Source organism: Kribbella sp. NPDC055110, from assembly GCF_053607525.1.
Genome location: NZ_JBSGTS010000011.1, coordinates 88,705 through 111,906 on the forward strand (window position 1 = coordinate 88,705; position 23,202 = coordinate 111,906).

Genomic DNA, 23,202 nt, shown 5'->3' on the forward strand with positions numbered 1-23,202 from the left:
TACTACAGACGCACGAAAACGCCGCCCGGTTCGTTCCCGGACGGCGTTTTTCGTACGACTCTCAACTAGGTCCTGTCTGGATTGCCAGACAGGACCTTAGTGAGCGTGGTCACCACGGTAGTACTCGAAGATGAAGCCGCTCAGCGTGACGATGCCGATTCCGCAGCCGGCGATGAACAGCCACCAGCCGAAGACGATGCCGAGCACGACCACGGCCAGCGTCAGCGCGCACCACAGCGGCCACCAGGAGTACGGCGGGAAGAAGCCGAGCTCCCCGGCCCCTTCGACGATGTCCGCTTCCTTGCGGTCCTCCGGCCGGGGGTCCATCCGCCGGGCGGTGACGCTCAGGTAGAACGCCACCAGCAGCGACAGGAAGAACGTCATCACCAAAGCGGTGGTGCCGGTGGGGTCCTCGGACATCAGCCAGTAGATCGGCGTGACGACGAGCACGAACACACTCAGGATCCCGAAGACCCAGGCTTCGACCTTCACGCCTTGTCCTTCCCGTCGGTCCCGCCGTCGACGATCTCCTCGAGATGCCCGACCCGGCCCTCGTCCTCGCCCGCGTCCAGCAGGTTGTCCTTGCCGGCCCGGTTGTCCGGGTACTCCGCCAGCGCCAGGTCGGCGTGGTGCAGGTCGAACGCCGGGGACTCCGAACGGATCCGGGGCAACTTCTCGAAGTTGTGCCGCGGCGGCGGCGAGCTGGTCGCCCACTCCAGCGAACGGCCCCAGCCCCACGGGTCGTCGACGCCGACCGGCGGCGACTTGCGGGACTTGTAGATGTTGTAGAAGAACGGCAGCATCGACGCGCCCAGGATGAAGGCACCGACGCTGGAGACCTCGTTCAGCGTGGTGAAGCCCTCGTTGGGACCGTACGACGCGTAGCGCCGCGGCATGCCCTCGACGCCGAGCCAGTGCTGCACCAGGAACGTCGTGTGGAAGCCGATGAACAGCAGCCAGAAGTGCAGCTTGCCGAGCTTCTCGTCGAGCATCCGGCCGGTGAACTTCGGCCACCAGAAGTAGAACCCGGCGAACATCGCGAACACCACGGTGCCGAAGACGACGTAGTGGAAGTGCGCGACCACGAAGTACGAGTCGGACAGCTGGTAGTCCAGCGCCGGCGAGGCCAGGATGACGCCGGTCAGACCGCCGAAGAGGAAGGTGGTCAGGAAGCCCACCGACCACAGCATCGGGGTGTCGAACGACACCGACCCGCCCCAGATCGTGCCGATCCAGTTGAAGAACTTCACCCCGGTCGGGACCGCGATCAGGAACGTCATGAACGAGAAGAACGGCAGGTTCACCGCGCCGGTGACGAACATGTGGTGTGCCCACACCGCCACCGAGAGGACCGCGATACCGAGGGTCGCGCTGACCAGACCGATGTAGCCGAAGACCGGCTTACGGCTGAAGACCGGCAGGATCTCGGTCACGATGCCGAAGAACGGCAGCGCGATGATGTAGACCTCTGGATGCCCGAAGAACCAGAACAGGTGTTGCCAAAGTATCGGCCCACCATTGGCTGCGTCGAAGACATGGGCCCCGAGTGTTCGATCCGCCTCCAGCACCAGCAGCGCCGCCGCCAGGATCGGGAAGGCGATCAGGACCAGGATCGACGTGACCAGGATGTTCCAGCAGAAGATCGGCATCCGGAACATCGTCATACCCGGAGCGCGCATGGTGATGATCGTGGTGATGAAGTTGACCGCACCCAGGATCGTGCCCAGACCGGCCATCCACAGACCCATGATCCACAGGTCGCCGCCGACGCCCGGCGAACGGACCGCGTTCGACAGCGGGGCGTAGGCGAACCAGCCGAAGTCGGCCGCGCCGCCCGGGGTGAAGAAGCCGCTGATCGTGATCAGGCCGCCGAACAGGAACAGCCAGAAGCTGAACATGTTCAGCCGCGGGAACGCGACGTCGGGGGCGCCGATCTGGATCGGCATGATCTCGTTCGCGAAGCCGACGAACAGCGGCGTCGCGAACAGCAGCAGCATGATCGTGCCGTGCATCGTGAAGAGCTGGTTGTACACCTCTTCGTTCACGATCTGCAGGCCCGGCTTGGCCAGCTCGGCGCGGATCAGCAGCGCCATCACGCCGCCGATCAGGAAGAACGCGAACGACGTGATCAGGTACATGTGCCCGATCAGCTTGTGGTCCGTCGTGGTCAGGTACTTGACCAGCAACTCGCCCTTGGTGCGCCGCCGGGGCAGCGCGCTGGTGGTGCTACCGATAGCGCCGGTGCGCTCGGCGAAGTCGGTCACTTCTCGCCCCCTGTACCGGGAATGGTGGTGGCGTCGGCGCCACCGGTTGCGGCGCCGGTCTGGCCCCTGGCGGCCAGTTCGCGCAGGTGTGCGTCGTACTCGTCGCGGGAGACCACCTTGACCGTGAAGACCATCCGGCTGTGGTAGAGACCGCAGAGCTCAGCACACTTGCCGGCGAAGGTGCCGGTCTTGGTCGGGGTCAGCTCGAACTTGTTCGTCTTGCCCGGGATCACGTCGAGCTTGAAGTAGAACGACGGCACCCAGAACGAGTGGATGACGTCCGGTGAGGTCAGGTCGAAGTGGACCGACTCGTTCACCGGCAGCCACAGGGTGGCCGGCTTGTCCATCGTGCCGGTCTCCCAGACGCCCTGCTGCCCGTTGACGGTGTCCTTGTAGTTGAAGGTCCACTGCCACTGCTGGCCCACCACGTTGACCGTGTGCTGCGGGCTGGCGTCCATCTTCGTGACCCGGTTGCCGTGCTCGACGGTGTAGAAGAACAGCACACCGATGATCGCGAACGGGGCCAGGGTGTAAAGCACCTCGAGCGGCAGGTTGTACCGCACCTGCCGGGGTGCGTCGTCGTTGCGCTTGCGGTACCGCACCACGACCCACAGGATCAGGCCCCAGACCATCACGCCGACGATCAGGGCGGCGATCCATGCCCCGATCCAGAGGCTGCGAATGGCCTCGGTCCGGTCCGATGCGCCCTCGGGCAGACCGAGTCGTTTCCACTGCTCAGTGGTCGCCGTCGAGCAACCGGTCAGCAGCAGGGTGCCGAGCACCACTGCACTACCGACCAGCAGGCGACGCTTCGCCGGCCGTGTGGCGCCGGCAGAACCTGCCGGTCGCTCCTCCACTCCGGGCGTGCCGTTCGAACCCACGGGGCGCCTTTCCCTTCCCAAGTGAGACTGACGACCAAACACTACTGGACACCATTCGCCGTCCCGCGCATAGGTAGGGTCTAGCGTTTCCCGTGTGAGCGAGCGTACGTATTTGGACGCCGCGTCGGCCGAGCCGATGCACCCTGCGGCACGGGAGATGTTGCTGTCGGCAGTGGATTCCGGATGGGCCGATCCGGTGCGGCTGCACCACGAGGGCCGGACCGCGAGACTGCTGCTGGACAACGCCCGCGCGGTTCTCGCGGACGCGGTCGGGGTACGGCCGGACGAGCTGTACCTGACCACGTCCGGTACGGCGGCGATCCAGGCCGGCCTGACCGCGGTACGGGCCGCGCGCAACCGGGTCGGGGCAACGATCGTGCACAGTGCCGTCGAGCATTCCGCCGTACTGCACACGGCTGGCGAGGCTGCTGTCGAGGTCGGCGTGGACCGGCTGGGGCGGGTCGAGCTAGCTGCCTTCGCAGACGCAGTACGGCGACCTGGTGTGGCTGTGGCTGCGCTGCAGTCGGCGAACCACGAGGTGGGGACGCGTCAGCCGGTCGAGGCCGCTGCGGCGGCCGCAGGCGACGTACCGCTGTTGGTTGACGCGTCCGCGTCGGTCGGCCATGACGCCGTACCCGCGGGCTGGTCGGTGCTCGCGGCAAGCGCCCACAAGTGGGGCGGACCGCCTGGTGTCGGGCTACTGGCTGTGAAGAAGGGCACGCGGTTCACACCGGCGTGGCCGATGGACGAGCGGGAGGACGGCCTCTCCCCCGGGTTCCCGAACGTCCCCAATGCGCTCGCCGCGGCCGCTGCGCTGCAGGCGCGGCTGGCCGAGGCAGCGGAGCTCGACAAGCAGCACAGGGCCTGGATAGACGAGGTACGCCGCCGTGTGGCCGCGGACATCCCCGATGTCGAGGTAGTAGGCGATGCGGACGACCGCCTGCCCCACATCCTCACGTTCTCCTGCCTCTACGTGGACGGTGAGGCGCTGGTGACTGCACTGGACGCTGAGGGGTTCGCTGTCTCCAGTGGTTCCGCCTGTACGTCGAGCACGCTCCGGCCCTCGCACGTGCTGGCAGCGATGGGCGTACTGACCCACGGCAACGTCCGTGTCTCTGTCGGGCGCGACACGACCCACGACGACGTCCAGCGGTTCTGTGCTGTGCTACCAGGACTGGTGCAGCGAATCCGGGCGGAGGTCGGGATGTGAACGTCGACCTGGATTGCCGTGGCCTGCTCTGTCCACTCCCGGTGATCAAACTGGCCCAGACGCTACCGACTGTTGCCGTGGGCGACACGGTGACAGTGCTAGCCGACGACCCGGCCGCTGCGACAGACATCCCGGCGTGGTGCCGGATGCGCTCTCAGGAGCTGGTGTCGGCCGGTGAAAACCAGTACGTCGTACGGCGGGTCAGCTGACACACTGCGCGACGTGACCGACTTCGCGTACAAGCCGACGCTCACCGGGGACCTGGTGACCCTGCGCCCGCTGGACGAGGACGACTACGACGCCCTCAAGGCCGCCATGGACGACCCGGACGTCGTCCGCCTGACCGGCAGTCACGGCGAGATCGGCGAGGAGCGGGCCCGCGAGTGGATGCGGACCCGTAAGGACCAGACCGACCGGCTGGACCTGGCCATCGTCGACAGGGCGTCAGGTGTCGTCGTGGGTGAGGCCGTGCTGAACGACTGGGACCCGGACAACCAGTGCTGCAACTTCCGGATCCTGATCGGCCCGGCCGGCCAAGGCCGCGGCCTCGGGACCGAGGCGACGCGGCTGACCGTCGGCTACGGCATCGAGCAGCTCGGCCTGCACCGGATCAGCCTCGGCGTGTACGCGTTCAACCCGCGGGCCCAGCGCGTGTACGAGAAGGCCGGCTTCACCACCGAGGGCGTCCTGCGCGACGCCCTCCTCTGGGACGGTGAATGGGTGGACGAGGTCGTGATGTCGGTCCTGGCCCGCGAATGGATACCGTCAGAGGTGTGATCAAGGCCGAACGCATCGCCGTACTGACCGGGGCCGGGATCTCGACTGCGTCGGGGATACCGGACTTTCGAGGGCCGCAGGGGTTGTGGACGAAGGACCCGGCCGCGGAGGCGATGTTCGATATCGAGGAGTACGTCGCCAGTCGCGAGGTGCGGGTGGCGACGTGGAAGCACCGGCTGGCAGTGCCGGCGTGGGCGGTCGAGCCGAACCCGGGCCATCTCGCTCTGGTCGAGCTGGAGCGGCAGGGCCGTCTGACTGGTCTGATCACACAGAACGTCGACGGACTACATCAGAGGGCCGGCTCGTCTCCGGAGCTGGTCCACGAGCTGCACGGAACGGTCTGGTATGTCGACTGTCTCCAGTGCGAGCGCCGGATCCCCATGTCCGACGTACTCCCCCGGCTCGGGTCAGGCGACGACGACCCGTCTTGTGAGGTGTGCGGCGGCGTACTGAAGTCTGCGACCGTCTCGTTCGGCCAGTCCCTCGACAGAGCCGTGCTGGACCGAGCTGTCGCAGCCACCGAGGCAGCCGACCTGTTCCTGGCCATCGGCACGTCACTGCAGGTCTACCCGGCCGCTGGTCTCTGCGACCTCGCCCTGAACTCCGGAAAGCCTCTCGTCATCCTGAATGCACAGCCGACACCGTACGACGAGCAGGCGACGACTGTGCTGCGCACACCGATCGAGACCACCCTGCCGGACCTCGTGACCTTACCGTGACATTCGAGCCCTCCTCACGGTAGAGGTCGGCGGCTAGCGTCCCCGGCAGGGTGAGTCGCCGGGGAGGGGCACGTCATGCACGGGTTCAGGCGTTTGACAGCAGGTTTCACCGCGGCCGCAGTGGTCGTACTGGGGTTGGGTACGGCGGCGCCGGCTCCGGCTCAGGTGACGGCGGAGAAGGTGATCACCGTCACGGGCTCGTTGCAGAGCGAGCTGGGGTGCGCGGCCGACTGGGATCCGGGCTGTGACGCGTCCAGTCTGGGTGCGAGTGCGCCGTACACGAAGGTGTTCGACGTGCCGGCGGGGTCGTACGAGTACAAGATCACGGTCAACAAGAGCTGGGACGAGAACTACGGCGCCGGCGGTGTGCGGGACGGCGCGAACATCCCGCTGCGGATCGAGGGCCCGGCGAAGCTCCAGTTCAGTTACAACGACACTAGTCACATTGTCACTGTGACGCCGGTGGATCTTGCCGGGCCGGCGGTGACCGCCGCGGACAAGTCGCTCGCGACGCCGAGCCTGCGACCGGACCTCACCAAGGAGCGGTTCTACTTCCTGATGGCGGACCGGTTCGCGAACGGCAACAAGGCGAACGACGCGGGCGGACTCACCGGTGACCGGCTGCAGACCGGGCTGGACCCGAAGGACAAGGGCTTCTACCACGGCGGCGACCTGGCCGGTGTGATCCAGAAGCTCGACTACATCAAGTCCCTGGGTACGACGTCGATCTGGCTGACCCCGTCGTTCAAGAACCGCCCGGTGCAGGGCTCCGGCGCGAACGTCAGCGCCGGGTACCACGGGTACTGGATCACCGACTTCACGCAGATCGATCCGCACCTGGGCACCAACGCCGACATGCAGCAGCTGATCGACCTCGCGCACCGCAAGGGCATGAAGGTCTTCTTCGACATCATCACCAACCACACCGCGGACGTGATCGACTACCAGTCCGGCCAGTACAGCTACATCTCGAAGGCCACCTCGCCGTACAAGGATGCGTCCGGCAACGTCTTCGACGACAAGGCGTACGCGGGCGGCGACACCTTCCCACCGCTCGACAAGAACGTGAGTTTCCCCAACATCCCGGTCTTCCGGACGCCGGCCGACGCGACCGTGAAGGTCCCGGCGTGGCTGAACGACCCGACGCTGTACCACAACCGCGGCGACTCGACGTTCGCCGGCGAGAGTGCGGAGTACGGCGACTTCGTCGGGCTGGACGACCTGTTCACCGAGCAGCCGAAGGTCCGGGACGGGATGATCGACGTCTACAAGACGTGGGCCGAGCTCGGCATCGACGGGTTCCGGATCGACACCGTGAAGCACGTGAACATCGAGTTCTGGCAGAAGTTCTCGCCCGCGATCCTGGCGGCGGCGAAGAACGCCGGCACGAAGAACTTCTTCATGTTCGGCGAGGTCTTCGACGCGAACCCGCAGTTCATGTCGACGTACACGACCAAGGGCGCGCTGCAGGCCACGCTCGACTTCGGGTTCCAGCAGAGCGCGGTCGCGTACGCGAAGGGCGACCCGAGTACGAAGCTGCAGGACTTCTACGCGGACGACGACTACTACACCGACACGGACTCGAACGCGTACGAGCTGCCGACGTTCCTCGGCAACCACGACATGGGGCGTGTCGGCACGTTCCTCAAGCAGGGCGGCGCGAACGGCCAGGAGCTGCTGCAGCGGGACGAGCTGGCGCACTCGCTGATGTACCTGACCCGCGGCCAGCCGGTCGTCTACTACGGCGACGAGCAGGGCTTCACAGGTCCTGGTGGTGACAAGGACGCGCGGCAGGACATGTTCGCGACCCAGACCGACGAGTACGCGGACGACGAGGTCGTCGACGGCACAGGTACGACGACGATCGGTAAGCAGGACAGGTACGACGTCAACTCGCCGATGTACAAGCACATCGCGGAACTGGCGAAGCTGCGTGCCAAGTACCCGGCCCTGTCCGACGGGCGACAGGTGCACCGGTACGCGTCCAAGACCAACGGCCTGTACGCGTTCAGCCGGCTCGGCAGCGACAACGTCGAGTACCTGGTGGTCGCGAACAACTCGAAGACAGCGGCCGCTGCCACGGTGGCGACGTACGGACCGAACACCTGGCTCAAGCCGGTCTACGGCGGCTCCAAGCCAGTGAAGACCGACCGTGAGGGCAGGGTGGCCGTCAGCCAGGCTCCTCTGTCCGTGACGGTGTACCAGGCCCAGACCAAGATCTCGCCGCGCGCCAAGGCGCCCAACGTCTACATGAGCTCACCAGAAGCCGGTGCCACCGTCGGTGGGCGTGCGGAGATCGCTGCTGCGGTCCCCGAGAACACCCCGGTGACAGTGACGTTCGGCTACCGACCTGTGGGTACGACGGCGTGGAAGCGGCTCGGCGCCGACGACAACGCGCCGTACCGCGTGTTCCACGACGTGTCCGGACTCGCCAAGGGCACGCTGCTCGAGTACCGCGCCGTACTGCGGGATGCCTCGGGCAACTACTCGGTGTCCGGGTCGTACGGCGTAGTTGGTGACGCTGCTGCCCCGGGTGGTGGCGGTGGCGGGACAGGTCCCGTCGTACAGCCGGCCAACGTGTCCGTCCCGGGAGACCACAACGTCGACATGGGTTGCGGCGCGGACTGGGCGCCGGACTGCGAGCAGGCTCAGCTGAAGCTCGACCCGAAGGACAAGGTCTGGAAGGGCACGTACACGCTGCCGGCCCGCGAGCACGCGTACAAGGCAGCCATCAACAAGAGCTGGACCGAGAACTACGGAGCGGGTGGTGTCCCCAACGGCGCCAACATCTCCTACACGGCACCGACCACACCCGTCACGTTCTACTACGAGCACGGGCGGCACTACGTCACGTCCAGCGCACAGGGGCCGATCATCACGGTGCCTGGGTCGTTCCAGACCGCACTGGGCTGCCCGACCGACTGGGATCCCTCCTGCATGCGACCCTGGTTGACCGACGAGGACGGCGACGGGACCTACACGTGGTCCACCAGCGAACTGAAGGCGGGCAACTATGAGGCGAAGGTGGCGCACAACCTGTCCTGGGACGAGAGCTACCCGGCTCAGAACGTACCGGTCGCGGTGCCATCGGACGGGTTGGTCGTCACGTTCTCGTACGTGCTCGCGACCCACCAGTTCACGGTGACGACAGCCAAGCCCGGTGCACAGCCGGACCTGAGCCAGGCGAAGGCGTACTGGCTCAGCCGCGACACCCTCGCCGTACCCGCGGTCGACCACGCGGAGAGGTACCGGTGGCGGCTGCACTGGTCGGACACCGGCTCGCTGAAGGTCGACGCGAACGACATCGGCGGCTCGTCGGCCGGCCTGCGCTACGACCCCACTGAGGTGAAACCGGGGTACACCACGCTCCGGCTCGACCATGCGGACGCTCGCAAGATCCTCACCGGTCAGCTCGGTCTGGCGCAGTACGACGACGCAGGGCGACTGCTGGACGCTACCGGCGTACAGATCCCGGGTGTGCTCGACGACGTCTACGGAAACGCGACCGGACGCTCGTACGGCGTCACATGGCAAGCGGGCAAGCCGACCTTCACCCTCTGGGCACCGACCGCCCAGAACGTGCAGCTGATGATCGGATCGTCGACCATCCCAATGCGCACCAACGGCGACGGCTCCTGGTCGGTCAGCGGACCACGGTCGTGGAAGAACGCGTCGTACCGCTATCAGGTGACGGTGTACGCGCCCAGCACCGGCAAGGTCGAGACGAACGTCGTCACGGACCCGTACTCGGTTGCCTTGACCACAGACTCGACGTACTCCGTGGCCGCCGATCTGAACGACCCGGCGGGTAAGCCGACGCTCTGGTCGACCAGTGCCGCGCCGAAGCTCGCCCGGGGTGTCGACTCGACCATCTACGAGCTGCATGTGCGGGACTTCTCGATCAACGACAGCACGGTGCCGGCCTCGCACCGCGGTACCTATCTGGCCTTTGCCGACAACGGCGACGGGACCAAGCATCTGCAGGCGCTCAAGGCAGCCGGTCTCAACACCGTGCACCTGCTGCCGACCTTCGACATCGCGTCAATCCCCGAGACCGGGCAGCAGACGCCCGCCTGCGATCTCAAGTCGCTGCCGGCCGACTCCGACCAGCAGCAAGCCTGTGTGACAGCAGTGGCCGCGAAGGACGGGTTCAACTGGGGCTACGACCCGTTCCACTGGCTCGCGCCGGAAGGGTCGTACGCGACCCAGAAGGACGGGTTGGCGCGGGTCTCCGAGTTCCGCACGATGGTCGGCGGGCTGCACAAGTCCGGGCTGCGCGTCGTCCTCGACCAGGTCTTCAACCACACCCCGGCCGCAGGGCAGGCGCCGACGTCGGTGCTGGACCAGATCGTGCCCGGGTACTACCAGCGGCTCAACGCCACCGGGAAGGTCGAGACCTCGACCTGCTGCAGCAACATCGCGACCGAGCACGCGATGGCCGAGAAGATCATGGTCGACGGCACGGTCAGCTGGGCGCGCAACTACCACGTGGACGGCTTCCGGTACGACCTGATGGGTCACCACTCCAAGGCGAACATGCTGAAGGTCCGGGCCGCGCTGGACGAGCTGACGCTCGCCAAGGACGGCGTCGACGGCAAGTCGATCTATCTGTACGGCGAGGGCTGGAACTTCGGCGAGGTCGCGAACGACGCGCTGTTCGTCCAGGCCCGGCAGGGAAACCTCGGCGGGACCGGGATCGGCACGTTCTCCGACCGGCTGCGGGACGCGGTGCGGGGCGGCGGGCCGTTCGACAGCAACCCGCGGATCCAGGGCTTCGGCTCCGGCGAGGCGAGCGACCCGAACGGTGACCCGATCAACGGTACGCCGGACGAGCGCGCCAAGCGGCTCGCCCACGACACGGACCTGGTGCAGCTCGGGCTGGCCGGCAACCTGCGGTCGTTCACGTTCAAGTCGGTGTCGTCGGGTGCGGACGTCCGTGGCGATCAGGTCGACTACAACGGCTCACCGGCCGGGTACGCCGACCAGCCGGACGAGGTGATCACGTACGTCGATGCCCATGACAACGAAACGTTGTGGGACACGTTGACGTACAAACTCCCGACGGACCTGCCGATGCCGGACCGGATCCGAATGAACACGTTGTCACTGGCAACGACCGCGCTGGCGCAGACGCCGTCATTCTGGCATGCCGGCGCGGACCTGCTGCGCAGCAAGTCGCTGGACCGCAACTCGTACGACTCCGGTGACTGGTTCAACACGCTCGACTGGACCGGCGCCGACAACGGCTTCGGTCACGGCCTGCCGCCGAAGACCGACAACGAGGCCAAGTGGACCTACATGAAGCCGCTCCTCGGCAACCCGGCCCTGAAACCGACCGCGGCCGACGTCGCCACCGCATCCACCGCCGCAGCCGACCTCCTCAAGCTGCGCTTCTCCACGCCACTGTTCCGCCTGGGCACCGCCGACCTCATCAACCAGAAACTCACGTTCCCGGCCAGCGGCACCACTCCCGGCGTCATCACGATGCGCATCGACGACACCGTCGGCCCGAACGTCGACCCGGCCCTCAAGGGTGTTGTGGTCGTCTTCAACTCCACCGGCTCCACCGTCACCCAGCAGGTCCCCGGTCTGACCGGCGCCAACCTGACCTTGTCCCCCGTCCAGTCCAACGGCACCGATGCGGTGGTCAAGCAGACCACCTGGACCTCAGCCACGGGCACCGCAACAGTCCCACCGCGAACTGTCGCCGTACTCGTCCAGCACTAGGAGCCGCTGACCCCACCTGCAACCGTCAGGGCACTCGAACGAGCAGAGCTGACGCGTCGACCTCCGCGGTCAACGACGTGCCGTCGGAGACGGTGTCGCCGTCGAGCTGACGCCGTACCGTCCGCTCCGCCCGGACCTGGATGCGACGGCCTGTGAAGCGCTGGAGATGTTCCTCACGCCAGGACTTGAGCACGAGGCCGAGCACGAGCCGCGGCCACTGGCTGATCCGCCGCGGCGTGAGGACCACCGCATCGATCCGGCCGTCGTCGGGGGTCGCGTCCGGCAGCAGCGGGATGTTCGCCTGCAGCGTGCCAACGTTGCCGATCACCACAGTGCGCGCGCGACGGCGTACAGCAGGCTGGTCGTCGACGGTGATCTCGACCCGGACGGACGGGTGGTTCAGGTTCTTGAGCGTCGACACGACGTACGCCGCCCAGCCGACCTGCTTCTTGAGCTCGTCGGGGGCGTCCGCGATGATCTCGGCGTCCAGCCCGAGGCCCGCCATCACGACGAAGCGGTCGGCCGGCAGCTGATCCCCTTCGACCAGCACGCTGTCGATCCGCCGATCCGAGCCGTCGAGCACCTCGGCCAGCGCGGTGTCGAGCTCGAGCGAGATCCCGAGGTTGCGGGCGAGCAGGTTCCCGGTTCCGGCCGGCAGCACGCCCGCCGGGATGCCGGTCCCGGCGAGTTCGGCGCACGCCACCCGCACGGTCCCGTCGCCGCCGGCGACCAGCACCAGGTCGACCGCATCGTCGATCGCACGCCGGGTCATCGTCACGCCGGCGTCGCGCTCGGTCGTCTCCAGCCACAGCGGCTCCGCGAACCTCCGGGCGGCCAGCGCCTTCTCGACGGTACGGCGGAAGTCGCCGCCGACCTTCACCGGGTTCACGATCACGGCTGCCCGCCTGGCAGAACTCACCTGATATTTGTCCGTTCGGGGAGATAGCGTGCTGAGAATGAGCAGACTTCCACGGAGTACGCCAGAAGCCCAGGGCCTGACCGTTGCCGCGCTCGACAGTTTCGTCGGAGCGCTGGACGCCGGGCAGCCGGAGATCCAGACCGTGATGCTGGTGCGGCACGGACACGTGGTGCTGGAGGAGGCGTGGGCGCCGTACCGGCTGGAGGATCGGCACCTGCTGTTCTCGGTGTCGAAGAGCTTCACGTCGACCGGCGTCGGACTGGCGATCGACGCGGGGCTGCTGTCGCTGGACGACCAGGTGATCTCGTTCTTCGACCCGGATGAGTTGCCCGAGACGGTCAGCGACAACCTGGCCGCGATGAAGGTCCGGCACCTGCTGACGATGACGACCGGGCACTCGGAGGACACTGTCGAGGCGCTGAGCCGGGACCGCCGGATGGTGAAGATCTTCCTCGGTCTCGACGTGGAGCACGAGCCGGGCAGCGTGTTCGTGTACAACAGCGGCGCGACGTACATGCTGTCGGCGATCCTGCAGCGGCTCACCGGCGAGAGCCTGCTCGACTACCTGCGCCCCAGGCTGTTCGAGCCGCTCGGCGCCACCGAGGCGACCTGGCAGGTGTCGAAGGAAGGCATCGTCGTCGGTGGCTGGGGTCTGAGCCTCAACACCGAGTCTCTGGCGTGCTTCGGGCAGCTCCTGCTCCAGCACGGCGAGTGGAACGGCGAGCAAGTCGTCCCGGCCGAGTGGTACGAGGCCGCCACCTCGAAGCAGGTCCCGAACGACAACCAGGAGAACCCGGACTGGAAACAGGGCTACGGATTCCAGTTCTGGCGCGGTCGCCACAACACGTACCGCGGTGACGGCGCGTTCGGCCAGTTCATTGTGGTCTTCCCGGAGTACGACGCGGTGCTCATCACTACGAGCGCGACCGGCGACATGCAGGCAATCCTCAACACAGCCTGGGACTACCTGCTGCCGGCTCTCGAAGGCAAGGAGGTCCCCGAGGCGCAACGCCCGGAGCGGCTCGAGCTTGCGCCGCCGAGCGGTCCCGCGCCTGCACCGGGCAACGGGCAGACGTACCGGTTCGCGGCGGACAACCCGACCGGCCTGACCGCCGTACGGCTGGATGCCGACGGCACCGGCACGTTCAGCTTCCGTGACTTCAGCAGCGGGAGTGTGCACGAGATCGTCTGCGCCGCCGGCGGCTGGCGGGAGGAAACCGCGGTGAGCACGGTCTACGACGCCTCCGTCCCCGAGACCAGTGAGCGGGTCGTGACCAGCGCGTACGGCGATGGTGATGCGTTCGTCGCGACGTTCCGCTGGGTCGAGACCCCGTTCGCCGCCACAGCGACCTGCCGGACCGACGGCGACACGATGACCATCGACGGGAAGCTCAACGTCTCCTTCGGCCCGACCGAATTCACGCTGACTTCGGAGGAGATGTCACAGAGCTGAGGCGGCGCGTGTCCTCCGGGTCGTAAGCACCGACGACGGAGGATGACATGAAGGTTTTGGTAGCAGGCGCGACCGGCGGACTGGGCCGGTCACTGGTACCGCAGCTGATCGCGGCCGGACACGAGGTGACCGGGATGACCCGGTCCGAGTCCGGCGCGGCCGGCGTGCGGGCGTTCGGCGCGGACGCCGTACTCGCGGACGGCCTCGACGCCGCCGCGGTACGGGCCGCGGTGGAGTCGGTCCGCCCGGAGGTCGTCGTACACCAGATGACGGCGCTCAAGGGCGGAATCGACTTCAAGCACTTCGACGACAGCTTCGCGATGACGAACCGGCTGCGGACCGAGGGCACCGACAACCTGCTCGCGGCCTCCCAGGCGGCCGGCGTGCGACGGTTCGTCGTCCAGTCGTACGCCGGGTGGAACCTGCAGCACGGTGGGTCCGCCGCCAAGACCGAGGCGGACCCGCTCGACCCGAACCCGGTGCCCGCGCAGCGGCAGACGCTGGCCGCGATCAAGCACCTCGAGTCGGCGGCCCTGAACACTGACGGGATCGAAGGCGTCGTACTCCGGTACGCGAGCTTCTACGGCCCGACCGGCGACATCGGCAAGGGCGGCTCGATGGTCGAACTGATCCAGAAGCGCCGGCTCCCGCTGATCGGCGACGGCACCGGCGTCTGGTCCTTCATCCACTACGACGACGCGGCCGCGGCGACGGTGAAGGCGATCGACAGCGACGTCACCGGCGTGTTCCACGTCGCGGACGACGACCCGGCGCAGGCAGCGGTCTGGCTGCCCGAGTTCGCGCGCATCCTCGGGGCGAAGGCGCCGCGGCACATCCCGGCCTGGCTGGGCCGGCTCGCGGTGGGCGATGTCGGAGTCGCCGCGTTCACCGAGATCCGCGGCGCCGACAACACCCTCGCCAAGCAGACCTTCGACTGGCAGCCCGGCTACGCGTCCTGGCGCGAAGGTTTCCGCGACGGGCTGTGAGGCGGGACCGGTGAGAGGATTCCTTTACTTCGCTGTTACACGCGAGGACGACCGCTGAAACCGGTACGCCCTGAACTGGAACAGACCCGCCGGGACGGCGGGGCGCCCCTAGGGTTCCGCTGCTGGTCGAGCTGACGGCAGGACTGGTCCGAGAGGGGAGGCGGTGCCGGCACCACGGCACCGCTCCACGGCGGGACAAAAGCCCGGGAGGCCTTGATGGCCCCGGGCTGCCGTGTGCGTTCCTGGGCCCGATGCAGCGGAGGCCCTGAATGTCAGCATCCCCTGAAACTCTCAGCACGGATCAATTGGGCGCGCGAGACCTGGGTGGTTTCGGCTATGCCCAGCAGCTCTCGCGCCGCGTCGGCAGCTACGCGTCGTTCGCGGCCGGCTTCTCGTTCGTCTCGATCCTCACCACCGTCTTCCAGCTGTTCGGTCTGGGCTTCGGCTTCGGCGGTACGGCGTTCTTCTGGACCTGGCCGATCGTCCTCGCCGGCCAGCTGATGGTGGCGTTGTGCTTCGCCGAGCTCGCCGCCCGGTACCCGTTGTCCGGAGCGATCTACCAGTGGGCGCGTCGCCTCGGCGGCGCCGTCGTCGGGTGGTTCGCGGGCTGGACGATGGTGATCGCGCAGATCATCACGCTGGCGACGGCGGCGATCGCGCTACAGGTCGTACTGCCCGCGGTCTGGCCCGGTTTCCAGTTGGTCGGCAGCGACCCCGCTCTCGCGTCGAAGGACGGCGCGGCGAACGCCGTACTGCTCGGCTGTCTGCTGCTCGTCGCCACCACGGTGCTCAACGCGACCAGCGTCCGCATCACCTCGCTCGTGAACTCGGTCGGTGTGACGTGTGAGTTGGTCGGCGTCGTGCTGATCGTCGTTCTGCTGACAACCCGCGCCGAGCGCGGTCCTTCCGTCGTACTGCACACGACGAACCTCGACAGCACGACCGGGTACGTCGGACCGCTGCTCATCTCGGCGTTGATGGCGGCGTACGTGCTGGTCGGGTTCGACAGCGCGGGCGAGTTGTCGGAGGAGACGCACAAGCCGCGCGCGACGACGCCCCGGACGATCATCCGCGCGGTCGTTGCCTCCGGCATCGGTGGCGCGTTCCTGATCGTCGCGGCGCTGATGGCCGCGCCGTCGCTGACCGACGGTGATCTCGCCACCCAAGGTCTCCCCTACGTGCTGACGAGCCGGCTCGGTACGACGCCCGGCAAGCTGCTGCTCCTCGACGTCGCCCTCGCGGTCTGTGTGTGCACGCTGGCGATCCAGACCGCGGCGGCCCGGATGATCTTCTCGATGGCGCGCGACAACGTGCTGCCGGGATCACGGCAGCTGCGCAAGGTGTCGACGCGAACCGGCACGCCAGTCGCCGCGACGGTGGTGCCCGGTGTGCTGGCCGGTGTCTGCCTGGTCGTGAACGTGGGCAACGCGGGCCTGTTCCTGGGCCTCGCCAGCGTCTGCATCATGCTGCTGTACGTCGCCTATCTGATGGTCACGACGCCTTTGCTGGTACGGCGTTTGACCGGCAACGGACTGCCTGGCGGCGTGGACGAGAACGGGCGGCCGCTGTTCTCGCTCGGGCGGTTCGGTCTGATCGTCAACATCGTCGCGGTCGCCTACGGACTCGCGATGGCGATCAATCTCGGCTGGCCACGCGCCGACGTGTACGACCCGGCGGGTGACGGTTGGTACCTGCAGTACCTCCCGCTGATTACCCTCGCCGTCGTCGCAGTCGGCGGTCTCCTCGCCTACCGCGCCCAGCGCACCGCGTACTACGCCTCGATCGGCGTACCCCTGCCCACCACGACACCAGCCGTCGAAGGCGCCAGCGCATGACCCCGGCTGCCACATCCGCGCCTGCTCACAAGCACGAGATCCCGGCCGCCGCGGCGTGGTCTGTGCTGGTGCGGGCCGGACGCACGATCACCCTGACCGCGCTCGGCGACGGTGCGAACGCGACGATGCTGATCATCGGCGCCGACCGCCTCGATCGCCTGAACATCCCGGACACGTTGAAGTCCCAGATGTCGGCCCGTATCAAGCCAGGGATGGTTCTGATGTCGGATCGCGGCCTGGCGCTCGCGACTGTCATCGCCTCGACCCTCGACTGGCACGACTGCCTCACCGGCGCCCTCCCCGACCAACTCCTCCTGCTCGAACTCACCAAGCACGGGTTCGGCGAACCTGATCTGCACGCCTGCATCAACTTCTTCAGCAAGGTCTCCGTCGCCGACGACCCGCGCGCCTCCCTGACCTTCGTCCCCGACCACGCCCACACCGGCGACACCGTCACCCTCCGGGCCGACCAAGACCTCCTGGTCTTCATCTCGACCGCACCCCACGCCCTGTCCGACGGCCCCGCCGCGAGCGTCGCCGTACAACTCGAAACACCAGATGACACAGAAGATCCCGAGCTCCGCGAGGAAGCGATCCGCGCGCTGCGCCTGACCCGGGAGCTGATCGCATGACCATCACGGCAACGACCGTCGCGCTCGACACCGTCGTCGAAGCCGGTGACGGCGCCCTCGTGACCGTGCCCTCGGGCGGACGCTTGCGGATCGTCGACCTGCACGGCAATCAAGCCGTGGACACGTTGTTCTACGACGCCCACGACATCGACAACCGGTACTCCGCCTTCGACACGATCCGCGAGCAGCGGGCCGTGTTCCTCACCACCGGTTCGCGCCTGGTATCGACCAGGCTCGACGAACTCGCCGTCATCACCGACGACACCTGCGGCCGGCACGACACCGTCGGCGGCGCGTGTTCGCAGGAGAGCAACGTTATCCGGTACGGCGAGTTCACGCGCCATCAGCACGCGTGCCGGCAGACGTTCCTGCGCTACGGAGTGAAGGCGGGTATCGGGCAGCGTCAGCTCACCCACAACGTCAACTTCTTCATGAACGTGCCGGTGACGTCGAACGGCGGACTCACGTTCGAGGACGGCCTGTCCGCCCCGGGCAAGTACGTCGAGATCACCGCGAGCCGCGATCTGTTCGTGCTGATCAGCAATTGTCCGCAGGTCAACAATCCTTGTAACGGCTGGGATCCGACGCCGATCCAGCTCCTGGGCCGGTGGTGACGGTGGCCGTGGTCACAGTTGTTGCCCCGGGCATCCAAACGACGGTGCAGGATCTGGCCGGCCGGCCGGGGCTGTGGGACGTCGGCGTACCGCCGTCCGGGGCGGCCGACGAGCTCACGTTCGCGCTGGTCAACGCCGCGGTCGGCAATCCGGACAGTGCCGCCGGGCTGGAATGCGTCCTCAACGGACCGGTTCTCACCTGTGACGAGGATCGGCTGATCTGCGTGGGAGGCGCTGCCCGCCATCCGACTGTCGACAACGTGCCGTTCAGACCGGGGATGGTCGTCCGATGGCCGGCTGGAACGGTGCTGGACGTCGGCCCGCTCGACGGTCCTGGGATGCGCGGGTACGTCGCGATCCAAGGCGGACTGGACGTGCCGCGGGTGCTGGGCAGTCGGTCCACGTTCATCCTCGGCGGTTTCGGTGGTCACGACGGCAAGCCGCTCGCGGCCGGCGACCAGGTTCCGCTTGGCCGGCAGGAGAACCTGCTCACGCCGTTGTCGGTGGAGCTGCCGGCGATGTCGGACTCCTGGCAAGTGCGCGTGATCCCCGGGCCTCACGGAGCGCCGGAACATCTCACCGCCGAGGGCGTCGAGGCGTTCTTTGCCAACGAGTGGATCGTCGACCATCGGTCCGATCGCACCGGCGTCCGGCTGATCGGGCCGAACCCCGGCTGGGCACGGACCGACGGCGGCGAGGCTGGTCTGCATCCGTCGAACGTGCACGACTCCGCGTACCCGGTCGGCGGCATCATGCTGTCCGGCGACACCCCCGTCATCGTCGGCAAGGACGGCCCGTCACTCGGCGGGTTCGTCGTACCCGCCGTCGTGATCGAGGCCGACCGATGGATGCTCGGCCAGCTGCGCGCCGGCGATTCAGTGCAACTAGTTCCAGTGACACTAGTTGCAGCTAGCGAGGCGATCGAGGACCGCCGTCGTTGGCTGACCGATCTCCGCCAAGAGCCCGCACCGGTCCCCGTCTCGACCGGTACGCCGCATCGCCCGAAGGTCCTGCACCACGGCGAGCAGGCCGGCACGGCACCGTCGTACACGATCAGGTGCGCAGGCGAGCGGCACGTGCTGGTCGAGGCGGGGCCGGCCGAACTGGACCTCACGGTCCGGGTCTGGATCCACCTGCTGGCCCAGGCCCTGCGGGACGACCGGCCGACCGGGATCACGGAGATCGTCGAGGGGGTGCGGTCGTTGCTCGTCGCGGTCGACTCAGCCCGGCTCGTGCTCACCGAACTCGCCGAGCGGCTCGCGTTCCTGGCCGCCGGCCTGGGCGATCCCGAGACCGTGGTGCTGCCGTCCCGGGAGGTGGTGCTGCCGATCGCGTTCGATCATCCGGCGGCACACGAGGCGATGCGCCGCTACGCCACGTCGGTCCGGCCGGACGCGCCGTGGTGCCCGGACAACGTCGAGTTCATCCGGCGGGTCAACGATCTCGAGACGCGCGACGAGGTCTTCGAGATCGTGCAGGCCGCGACGTACCTGGTGGTCGGTCTCGGCGACGTGTACCTCGGTGCGCCGGTCGCCGTACCGGTCGATCCGCGGCATCGGCTCGTCACCACCAAGTACAACCCGGCGCGGACCTGGACGCCCCAGAACGCGGTTGGGATCGGCGGGATCTACCTGTGCGTGTACGGGATGGAGGGCCCCGGCGGGTACCAGCTCGTCGGACGCACGGTCCCGGTCTGGCGGCTCTCCCCCGCTGACGAGCAGCCCTGGTTGCTGAGACAGTTCGACCTGATCAGATTCGCGCCGGTGAGCGCGGAGCAACTCGCCCACGAGCGGGCCGAGATCGCGGCCGGGCGAGCCGAGCTGAAGACCGCACCGGCGACGTTCTCGATCGCCGACGTACGCCGGATCGAGCAGGAGGCACCTGTGGACATCGCGACCTTGCGCGCCAGACGCCGCGCCGCGTTCGAGGCCGAGCGGGCCCGGTGGGGCGCATGAACAACGAGTGGATCACCCGGGTCAACCCGATCGAGCCACGACCCGGACCGTTGCACGGCTTGACGATGGCGCTGAAGGACAACATCGACCTGGCCGGTGTGCCGACGACCGCAGGCGACCCGCGTACCACGGAACCCGCGAAGGACAACGCGTTCGTGGTCGAGCAGCTGATCGCCGCAGGCGCCGTACCGCTGGGGAAGACGAACCTGGATCAGTACGCGACCGGTCTGGTCGGCACGCGATCACCGTACGGCGCTTGTCACTCGGTCTTCTCGTCCGAGCATGTGTCGGGCGGCTCGAGTTCGGGCAGCGCGGTCGCGGTCGCCACCGGGCAGGTCGACTTTGCGCTCGGCACTGACACCGCGGGGAGCGGGCGTGTTCCGGCCGCGTTCAACCGGCTCGTTGGTATCAAGCCGAGTCGTGGCCTGGTCTCAGCGCGCGGCGTCGTACCGGCATGCCGATCGCTCGACTGCGTCACCGTGATGGCCCGCTCGGTCGCGACTGCGCGCCGCGCCTTCGACGTGATGGTCGCCTTCGACCCCGAGGACGCCTGGTCGCGGCGAGCGTCGTCACTCCCCCATCAGCGGCCGGGCCGGGTCGCCGGGGCGGCGGCGGTGATCGGCGTACCGGATGTCGGGCTGGGTCTGGATCCGGAGTATGAGCTGGCGTGGCAGGCAACGCTTGATGAGGCGCATCGCCTCGGCGACGTGGTGAAGGTCGACGTACAGCCGTTGCTCGAAGCTGCCGACCTGCTGTACTCCGGGCCGTGGCTCGCTGAACGTTGGTTGGCGTTCGGGGACAAGTTGGACGACTCTTCGGCGGTCGATCCGACTGTGCGGACGATTGTGCGGCGCGGGGCGGCGTTGACTGCGGCCGATGCCTTCGCGGGGTTCGACCGGCTCGCGACACTGAAGCGTGCGAGTGAGCAACTATGGACGCAGCTCGACGCGCTCCTGCTGCCGGTGACGCCCGGGCATCCCACGCTGGCCGAGGTGGCGGCCGATCCGATCGGCGTGAACAGTCGTCTCGGTCGCTTCACGAACATGGTCAACCTGCTCGACCTGTGCGCGGTCGCCTTCCCGGGACCCGATCGGGCCGATGGTCTGCCGTTCGGGATCCAGCTCCTGGCGCCGGCCGGCCATGACCTCTCGGTGATCGATCTGGCAGCTCTCTGGTGTGGTGAGGACGTGCCGGCCTCCGACATCCTGCTCGCGGTAGCGGGCGCTCACCTGTCCGGTCAGCCACTCAACGATCAGCTGGTACGGCGCGGCGCCCGGCTCGCCCGCACCGCACGGACCGCGTCGTCGTACCGGATGTATCTGGTCGACGGGCCGCGTCCCGGACTGACCCGGACCCTGACGGGTGCGGACGGCCCGGGGATCGAAGTCGAGGTGTGGAGCATGCCGGCCGCCGAACTGGGCGGCTTCGCGGCGACCATCGATCCTCCGCTGGCGATCGGGCCGCTCGAACTCTCGGACGGACAACAGGTCCTCGGCTTCCTGTGTACGGCGGACGCCGCGGACCCCGCGCGTGACATCACCGCATCCGGCGGCTGGCGGGCGTACCTGGCCGGAGACTGAGCTGGACCGCGCCGTACGTGCACCGGGGTCGGCAGCTCCTCCCGCCCCGGCACGGCCTGCTCCATCCCGGCACGGCCTGCTCGACGTGGCGACCAGCACCACCGGCCGTGCGAGACAGCGCGGTGGGGTAATAAATCGTCACCCAACGACCATCAGTTTCCCCGCTTCGCCCTCGACGGCGCGATCGCTCCGGTGCACGCACAATTTCGGTGACTGGGGAGTCCTACCCACCTGAGACGACCAGCAGAACTCCCCACCCGACCGATCCCGCCGACGCGGCGGGGAGCGCTCGTGGCCGGGGACTGAGCCTAGGGTTGGTGGGTATGAGCCTGACGCCCGCCGAACAGAAGGTGCTGGACCGCATCGACGAGGACCTGCTGGTACAAATCACGCAGGATCTCGTCCGGGCGCCCGGGCAGAACCCGCCCGGTGAGGAGGCCGCCACGGTGGCCGTCCTCGCCGCGGCGGGTCGTCAGCTCGGGCTCGACATCGCCACCACGGCGGTCGAGCCCGGGCGGGAGAACGTCAGCATCACACTTGCCGGTGGCAACGATCCGGGCCTGCTCTTGCTTGGTCACACCGACGTGGTCCCGGTCGGCGACGGCTGGACGGTCGACCCGTACGGCGGGCTCCTGCGCGACGGCCGGATCTTCGGCCGCGGCGCGTCCGACATGAAGGGCGGCCTGGCCGCGGCCCTGGTCGCACTCGCCGCCCTCCGCGGCAGCACGCTGAGCGGTCCGGTCGAACTGGCCGCCGTCATCGACGAGGAAGAGACCGGCAAGGGCATCCGCGCCTACATCGCCGCCAACCAGCGCCCGCCGTCTGTGGATAACTCCGGACCTGCCGAGCCGTTCCTCGATAGACTTGAAGCGGAAAGGACAGGGGCGAGGGGTGACTCAGACCGCAACCCGCCCTCCAGCAGCCCGTCCCGTCAGTACGTCGGGTGCATCACGGCCGAGCCGACCGACCTGCAGACGATCGTCGCGGCGCGCGGTGACTCGTACCTCCAGGTCGCCGTCCACGGTCGCGCCTCGCACGCCGGCAACCCGGACGGCGGCGCCAACGCGATCTACGGCGCGGCCGCCGTCGTCGCCGAGATCGAACGCCTGCACCAGGAGCTCGCGGCCGCACCCCATCCCCTGCTCGGCCCGGCGACCTGGAGCGTCGGCCAGATCAACGGCGGCACCGGTGGTTCGATCGTTCCCGCCGACTGCATGATCGTCGCCGACCGCCGGCTGCTTCCCGGCGAGTCACCCGCCGAGGTTCTCGCCGACCTCGACCACCGCATCGCCGCGCTGCACCTGGAGGACCGCGGCCTGACCGTCGAGCTCGCGATGCCGATGGAGATGCCCGCCTTCGAGACCCCCGAGGACGCAGAACTGGTCCGCGTCACCGAGGCCGCGCGCTTCGATGCCGGCGGGCCGCCGATGCCGCTCGCGGGGTGGACCGCGGCCTGCGACGGCGGGTACGTCGCGCGCGACCTCGGCGTACCGGTCGTTGTCCTGGGCCCCGGTTCGGTCACCAGCCAGGCGCATCGCGCGGACGAATCGGTCGCCGTCGCGGAACTGGTCACCGCGGCGCGCGCGTACGCCCTCACCGCACTCCGGCTGCTGTGAACGGCGAGGATGCTGTGAGCCGGCGGCTGGTGCT

17 protein-coding genes and 1 riboswitch are annotated in these 23,202 nt (G+C 68.0%); of the genes, 13 read left to right on the plus strand and 4 right to left on the minus strand.

Going from position 1 to position 23,202, the window contains the following annotated elements; genetic code table 11:
* Positions 1–96 precede the first annotated feature (96 nt).
* From ACWF0M_RS19315 to ctaC, 3 genes are read right to left on the minus strand one after another with little or no spacing between them, the layout of a single operon-like run.
* Complete coding sequence (locus tag ACWF0M_RS19315) at positions 97–492, minus strand: cytochrome c oxidase subunit 4 (RefSeq protein ID WP_452237047.1); 396 nt, start codon at positions 490–492, stop codon at positions 97–99.
* The gene (gene ctaD, locus ACWF0M_RS19320; protein WP_452237188.1) at positions 489–2,234 is read right to left on the minus strand and encodes an aa3-type cytochrome oxidase subunit I; all 1,746 of its coding nucleotides are present in this window, start codon (positions 2,232–2,234) and stop codon (positions 489–491) included. Before ctaD ends, ACWF0M_RS19315 begins: the two co-directional genes overlap by 4 nt.
* A gap of 26 nt (positions 2,235–2,260) precedes the next feature.
* Entirely contained in the window at positions 2,261–3,145 is an 885-nt protein-coding gene (gene ctaC, locus ACWF0M_RS19325; RefSeq protein ID WP_452237048.1) for an aa3-type cytochrome oxidase subunit II, read from the minus strand.
* Positions 3,146–3,239: 94 nt separating this feature from the next.
* Here ctaC and ACWF0M_RS19330 point away from each other — a divergent pair, with 94 nt between their 5' ends.
* From ACWF0M_RS19330 to pulA, 5 genes are all read left to right on the plus strand, one after another.
* Positions 3,240–4,355, plus strand: coding sequence for a cysteine desulfurase family protein (locus tag ACWF0M_RS19330; protein WP_452237049.1), 1,116 nt, complete (start codon positions 3,240–3,242; stop codon positions 4,353–4,355).
* A complete protein-coding gene (locus ACWF0M_RS19335; RefSeq protein WP_452237050.1) occupies positions 4,352–4,564 on the plus strand; it encodes a sulfurtransferase TusA family protein in 213 nt (70 codons plus the stop codon). The genes ACWF0M_RS19330 and ACWF0M_RS19335 overlap by 4 nt, the downstream gene beginning before the upstream one ends.
* A 13-nt stretch (positions 4,565–4,577) precedes the next feature.
* Positions 4,578–5,132 carry a GNAT family N-acetyltransferase gene (locus ACWF0M_RS19340; RefSeq protein ID WP_452237051.1) on the plus strand — a complete coding sequence of 185 codons (555 nt, stop codon included), beginning with the start codon at positions 4,578–4,580 and terminating at the stop codon, positions 5,130–5,132.
* Positions 5,129–5,851 (plus strand): SIR2 family NAD-dependent protein deacylase, encoded by a 723-nt coding sequence (locus tag ACWF0M_RS19345; RefSeq protein WP_452237052.1) that lies wholly within the window; start codon positions 5,129–5,131, stop codon positions 5,849–5,851. The genes ACWF0M_RS19340 and ACWF0M_RS19345 overlap by 4 nt, the downstream gene beginning before the upstream one ends.
* A gap of 75 nt (positions 5,852–5,926) precedes the next feature.
* On the plus strand, positions 5,927–11,578 hold the full coding sequence (pulA, locus tag ACWF0M_RS19350; RefSeq protein ID WP_452237053.1) for a pullulanase-type alpha-1,6-glucosidase: 5,652 nt from the start codon (positions 5,927–5,929) through the stop codon (positions 11,576–11,578).
* Positions 11,579–11,603: 25 nt separating this feature from the next.
* Here pulA and ACWF0M_RS19355 read toward each other — a convergent pair whose 3' ends face one another.
* Complete coding sequence (locus ACWF0M_RS19355; RefSeq protein WP_452237054.1) at positions 11,604–12,497, minus strand: diacylglycerol/lipid kinase family protein; 894 nt, start codon at positions 12,495–12,497, stop codon at positions 11,604–11,606.
* A gap of 37 nt (positions 12,498–12,534) precedes the next feature.
* Between ACWF0M_RS19355 and ACWF0M_RS19360 the strand changes: the two genes are divergently transcribed.
* From ACWF0M_RS19360 to ACWF0M_RS19395, 8 genes are all read left to right on the plus strand, one after another.
* The gene (locus tag ACWF0M_RS19360) at positions 12,535–13,950 is read left to right on the plus strand and encodes a serine hydrolase domain-containing protein (protein ID WP_452237055.1); all 1,416 of its coding nucleotides are present in this window, start codon (positions 12,535–12,537) and stop codon (positions 13,948–13,950) included.
* A 47-nt stretch (positions 13,951–13,997) separates the two neighbouring features.
* Positions 13,998–14,936 (plus strand): NAD-dependent epimerase/dehydratase family protein, encoded by a 939-nt coding sequence (locus ACWF0M_RS19365; RefSeq protein WP_452237056.1) that lies wholly within the window; start codon positions 13,998–14,000, stop codon positions 14,934–14,936.
* Positions 14,937–15,033: 97 nt separating this feature from the next.
* Positions 15,034–15,148, plus strand: a riboswitch (guanidine-I (ykkC/yxkD leader).
* Between the two features lie 57 nt (positions 15,149–15,205).
* Complete coding sequence (locus ACWF0M_RS19370) at positions 15,206–16,771, plus strand: amino acid permease (protein WP_452237057.1); 1,566 nt, start codon at positions 15,206–15,208, stop codon at positions 16,769–16,771.
* The gene (locus ACWF0M_RS19375; RefSeq protein ID WP_452237058.1) at positions 16,768–17,403 is read left to right on the plus strand and encodes a DUF1989 domain-containing protein; all 636 of its coding nucleotides are present in this window, start codon (positions 16,768–16,770) and stop codon (positions 17,401–17,403) included. The genes ACWF0M_RS19370 and ACWF0M_RS19375 overlap by 4 nt, the downstream gene beginning before the upstream one ends.
* Positions 17,400–18,017: an urea amidolyase associated protein UAAP2 gene (locus ACWF0M_RS19380; protein ID WP_452237059.1), complete on the plus strand. Its 618-nt coding sequence runs from the start codon at positions 17,400–17,402 to the stop codon at positions 18,015–18,017. Before ACWF0M_RS19375 ends, ACWF0M_RS19380 begins: the two co-directional genes overlap by 4 nt.
* Positions 18,018–18,019: 2 nt before the next feature.
* Positions 18,020–19,972, plus strand: a complete 1,953-nt coding sequence (locus tag ACWF0M_RS19385) for a 5-oxoprolinase/urea amidolyase family protein (protein WP_452237060.1) — start codon at positions 18,020–18,022, stop codon at positions 19,970–19,972.
* A complete protein-coding gene (atzF, locus tag ACWF0M_RS19390) occupies positions 19,969–21,552 on the plus strand; it encodes an allophanate hydrolase (RefSeq protein ID WP_452237061.1) in 1,584 nt (527 codons plus the stop codon). The genes ACWF0M_RS19385 and atzF overlap by 4 nt, the downstream gene beginning before the upstream one ends.
* A gap of 323 nt (positions 21,553–21,875) precedes the next feature.
* Positions 21,876–23,168 carry a M20 family metallopeptidase gene (locus tag ACWF0M_RS19395; protein WP_452237062.1) on the plus strand — a complete coding sequence of 431 codons (1,293 nt, stop codon included), beginning with the start codon at positions 21,876–21,878 and terminating at the stop codon, positions 23,166–23,168.
* The last annotated feature ends 34 nt before the right edge of the window (positions 23,169–23,202 follow it).

What these genes read in the sequence shown, in the direction of transcription:
- pulA (WP_452237053.1), top strand. Translation starts at nt 5,927, where the DNA reads ATGCACGGGTTCAGGCGTTTGACAGCAGGTTTCACCGCGGCCGCAGTG.
- ACWF0M_RS19360 (WP_452237055.1), top strand. Translation starts at nt 12,535, where the DNA reads ATGAGCAGACTTCCACGGAGTACGCCAGAAGCCCAGGGCCTGACCGTT.
- ACWF0M_RS19365 (WP_452237056.1), top strand. Translation starts at nt 13,998, where the DNA reads ATGAAGGTTTTGGTAGCAGGCGCGACCGGCGGACTGGGCCGGTCACTG.
- ACWF0M_RS19370 (WP_452237057.1), top strand. Translation starts at nt 15,206, where the DNA reads ATGTCAGCATCCCCTGAAACTCTCAGCACGGATCAATTGGGCGCGCGA.
- ACWF0M_RS19375 (WP_452237058.1), top strand. Translation starts at nt 16,768, where the DNA reads ATGACCCCGGCTGCCACATCCGCGCCTGCTCACAAGCACGAGATCCCG.
- ACWF0M_RS19380 (WP_452237059.1), top strand. Translation starts at nt 17,400, where the DNA reads ATGACCATCACGGCAACGACCGTCGCGCTCGACACCGTCGTCGAAGCC.
- atzF (WP_452237061.1), top strand. Translation starts at nt 19,969, where the DNA reads ATGAACAACGAGTGGATCACCCGGGTCAACCCGATCGAGCCACGACCC.
- ACWF0M_RS19395 (WP_452237062.1), top strand. Translation starts at nt 21,876, where the DNA reads ATGAGCCTGACGCCCGCCGAACAGAAGGTGCTGGACCGCATCGACGAG.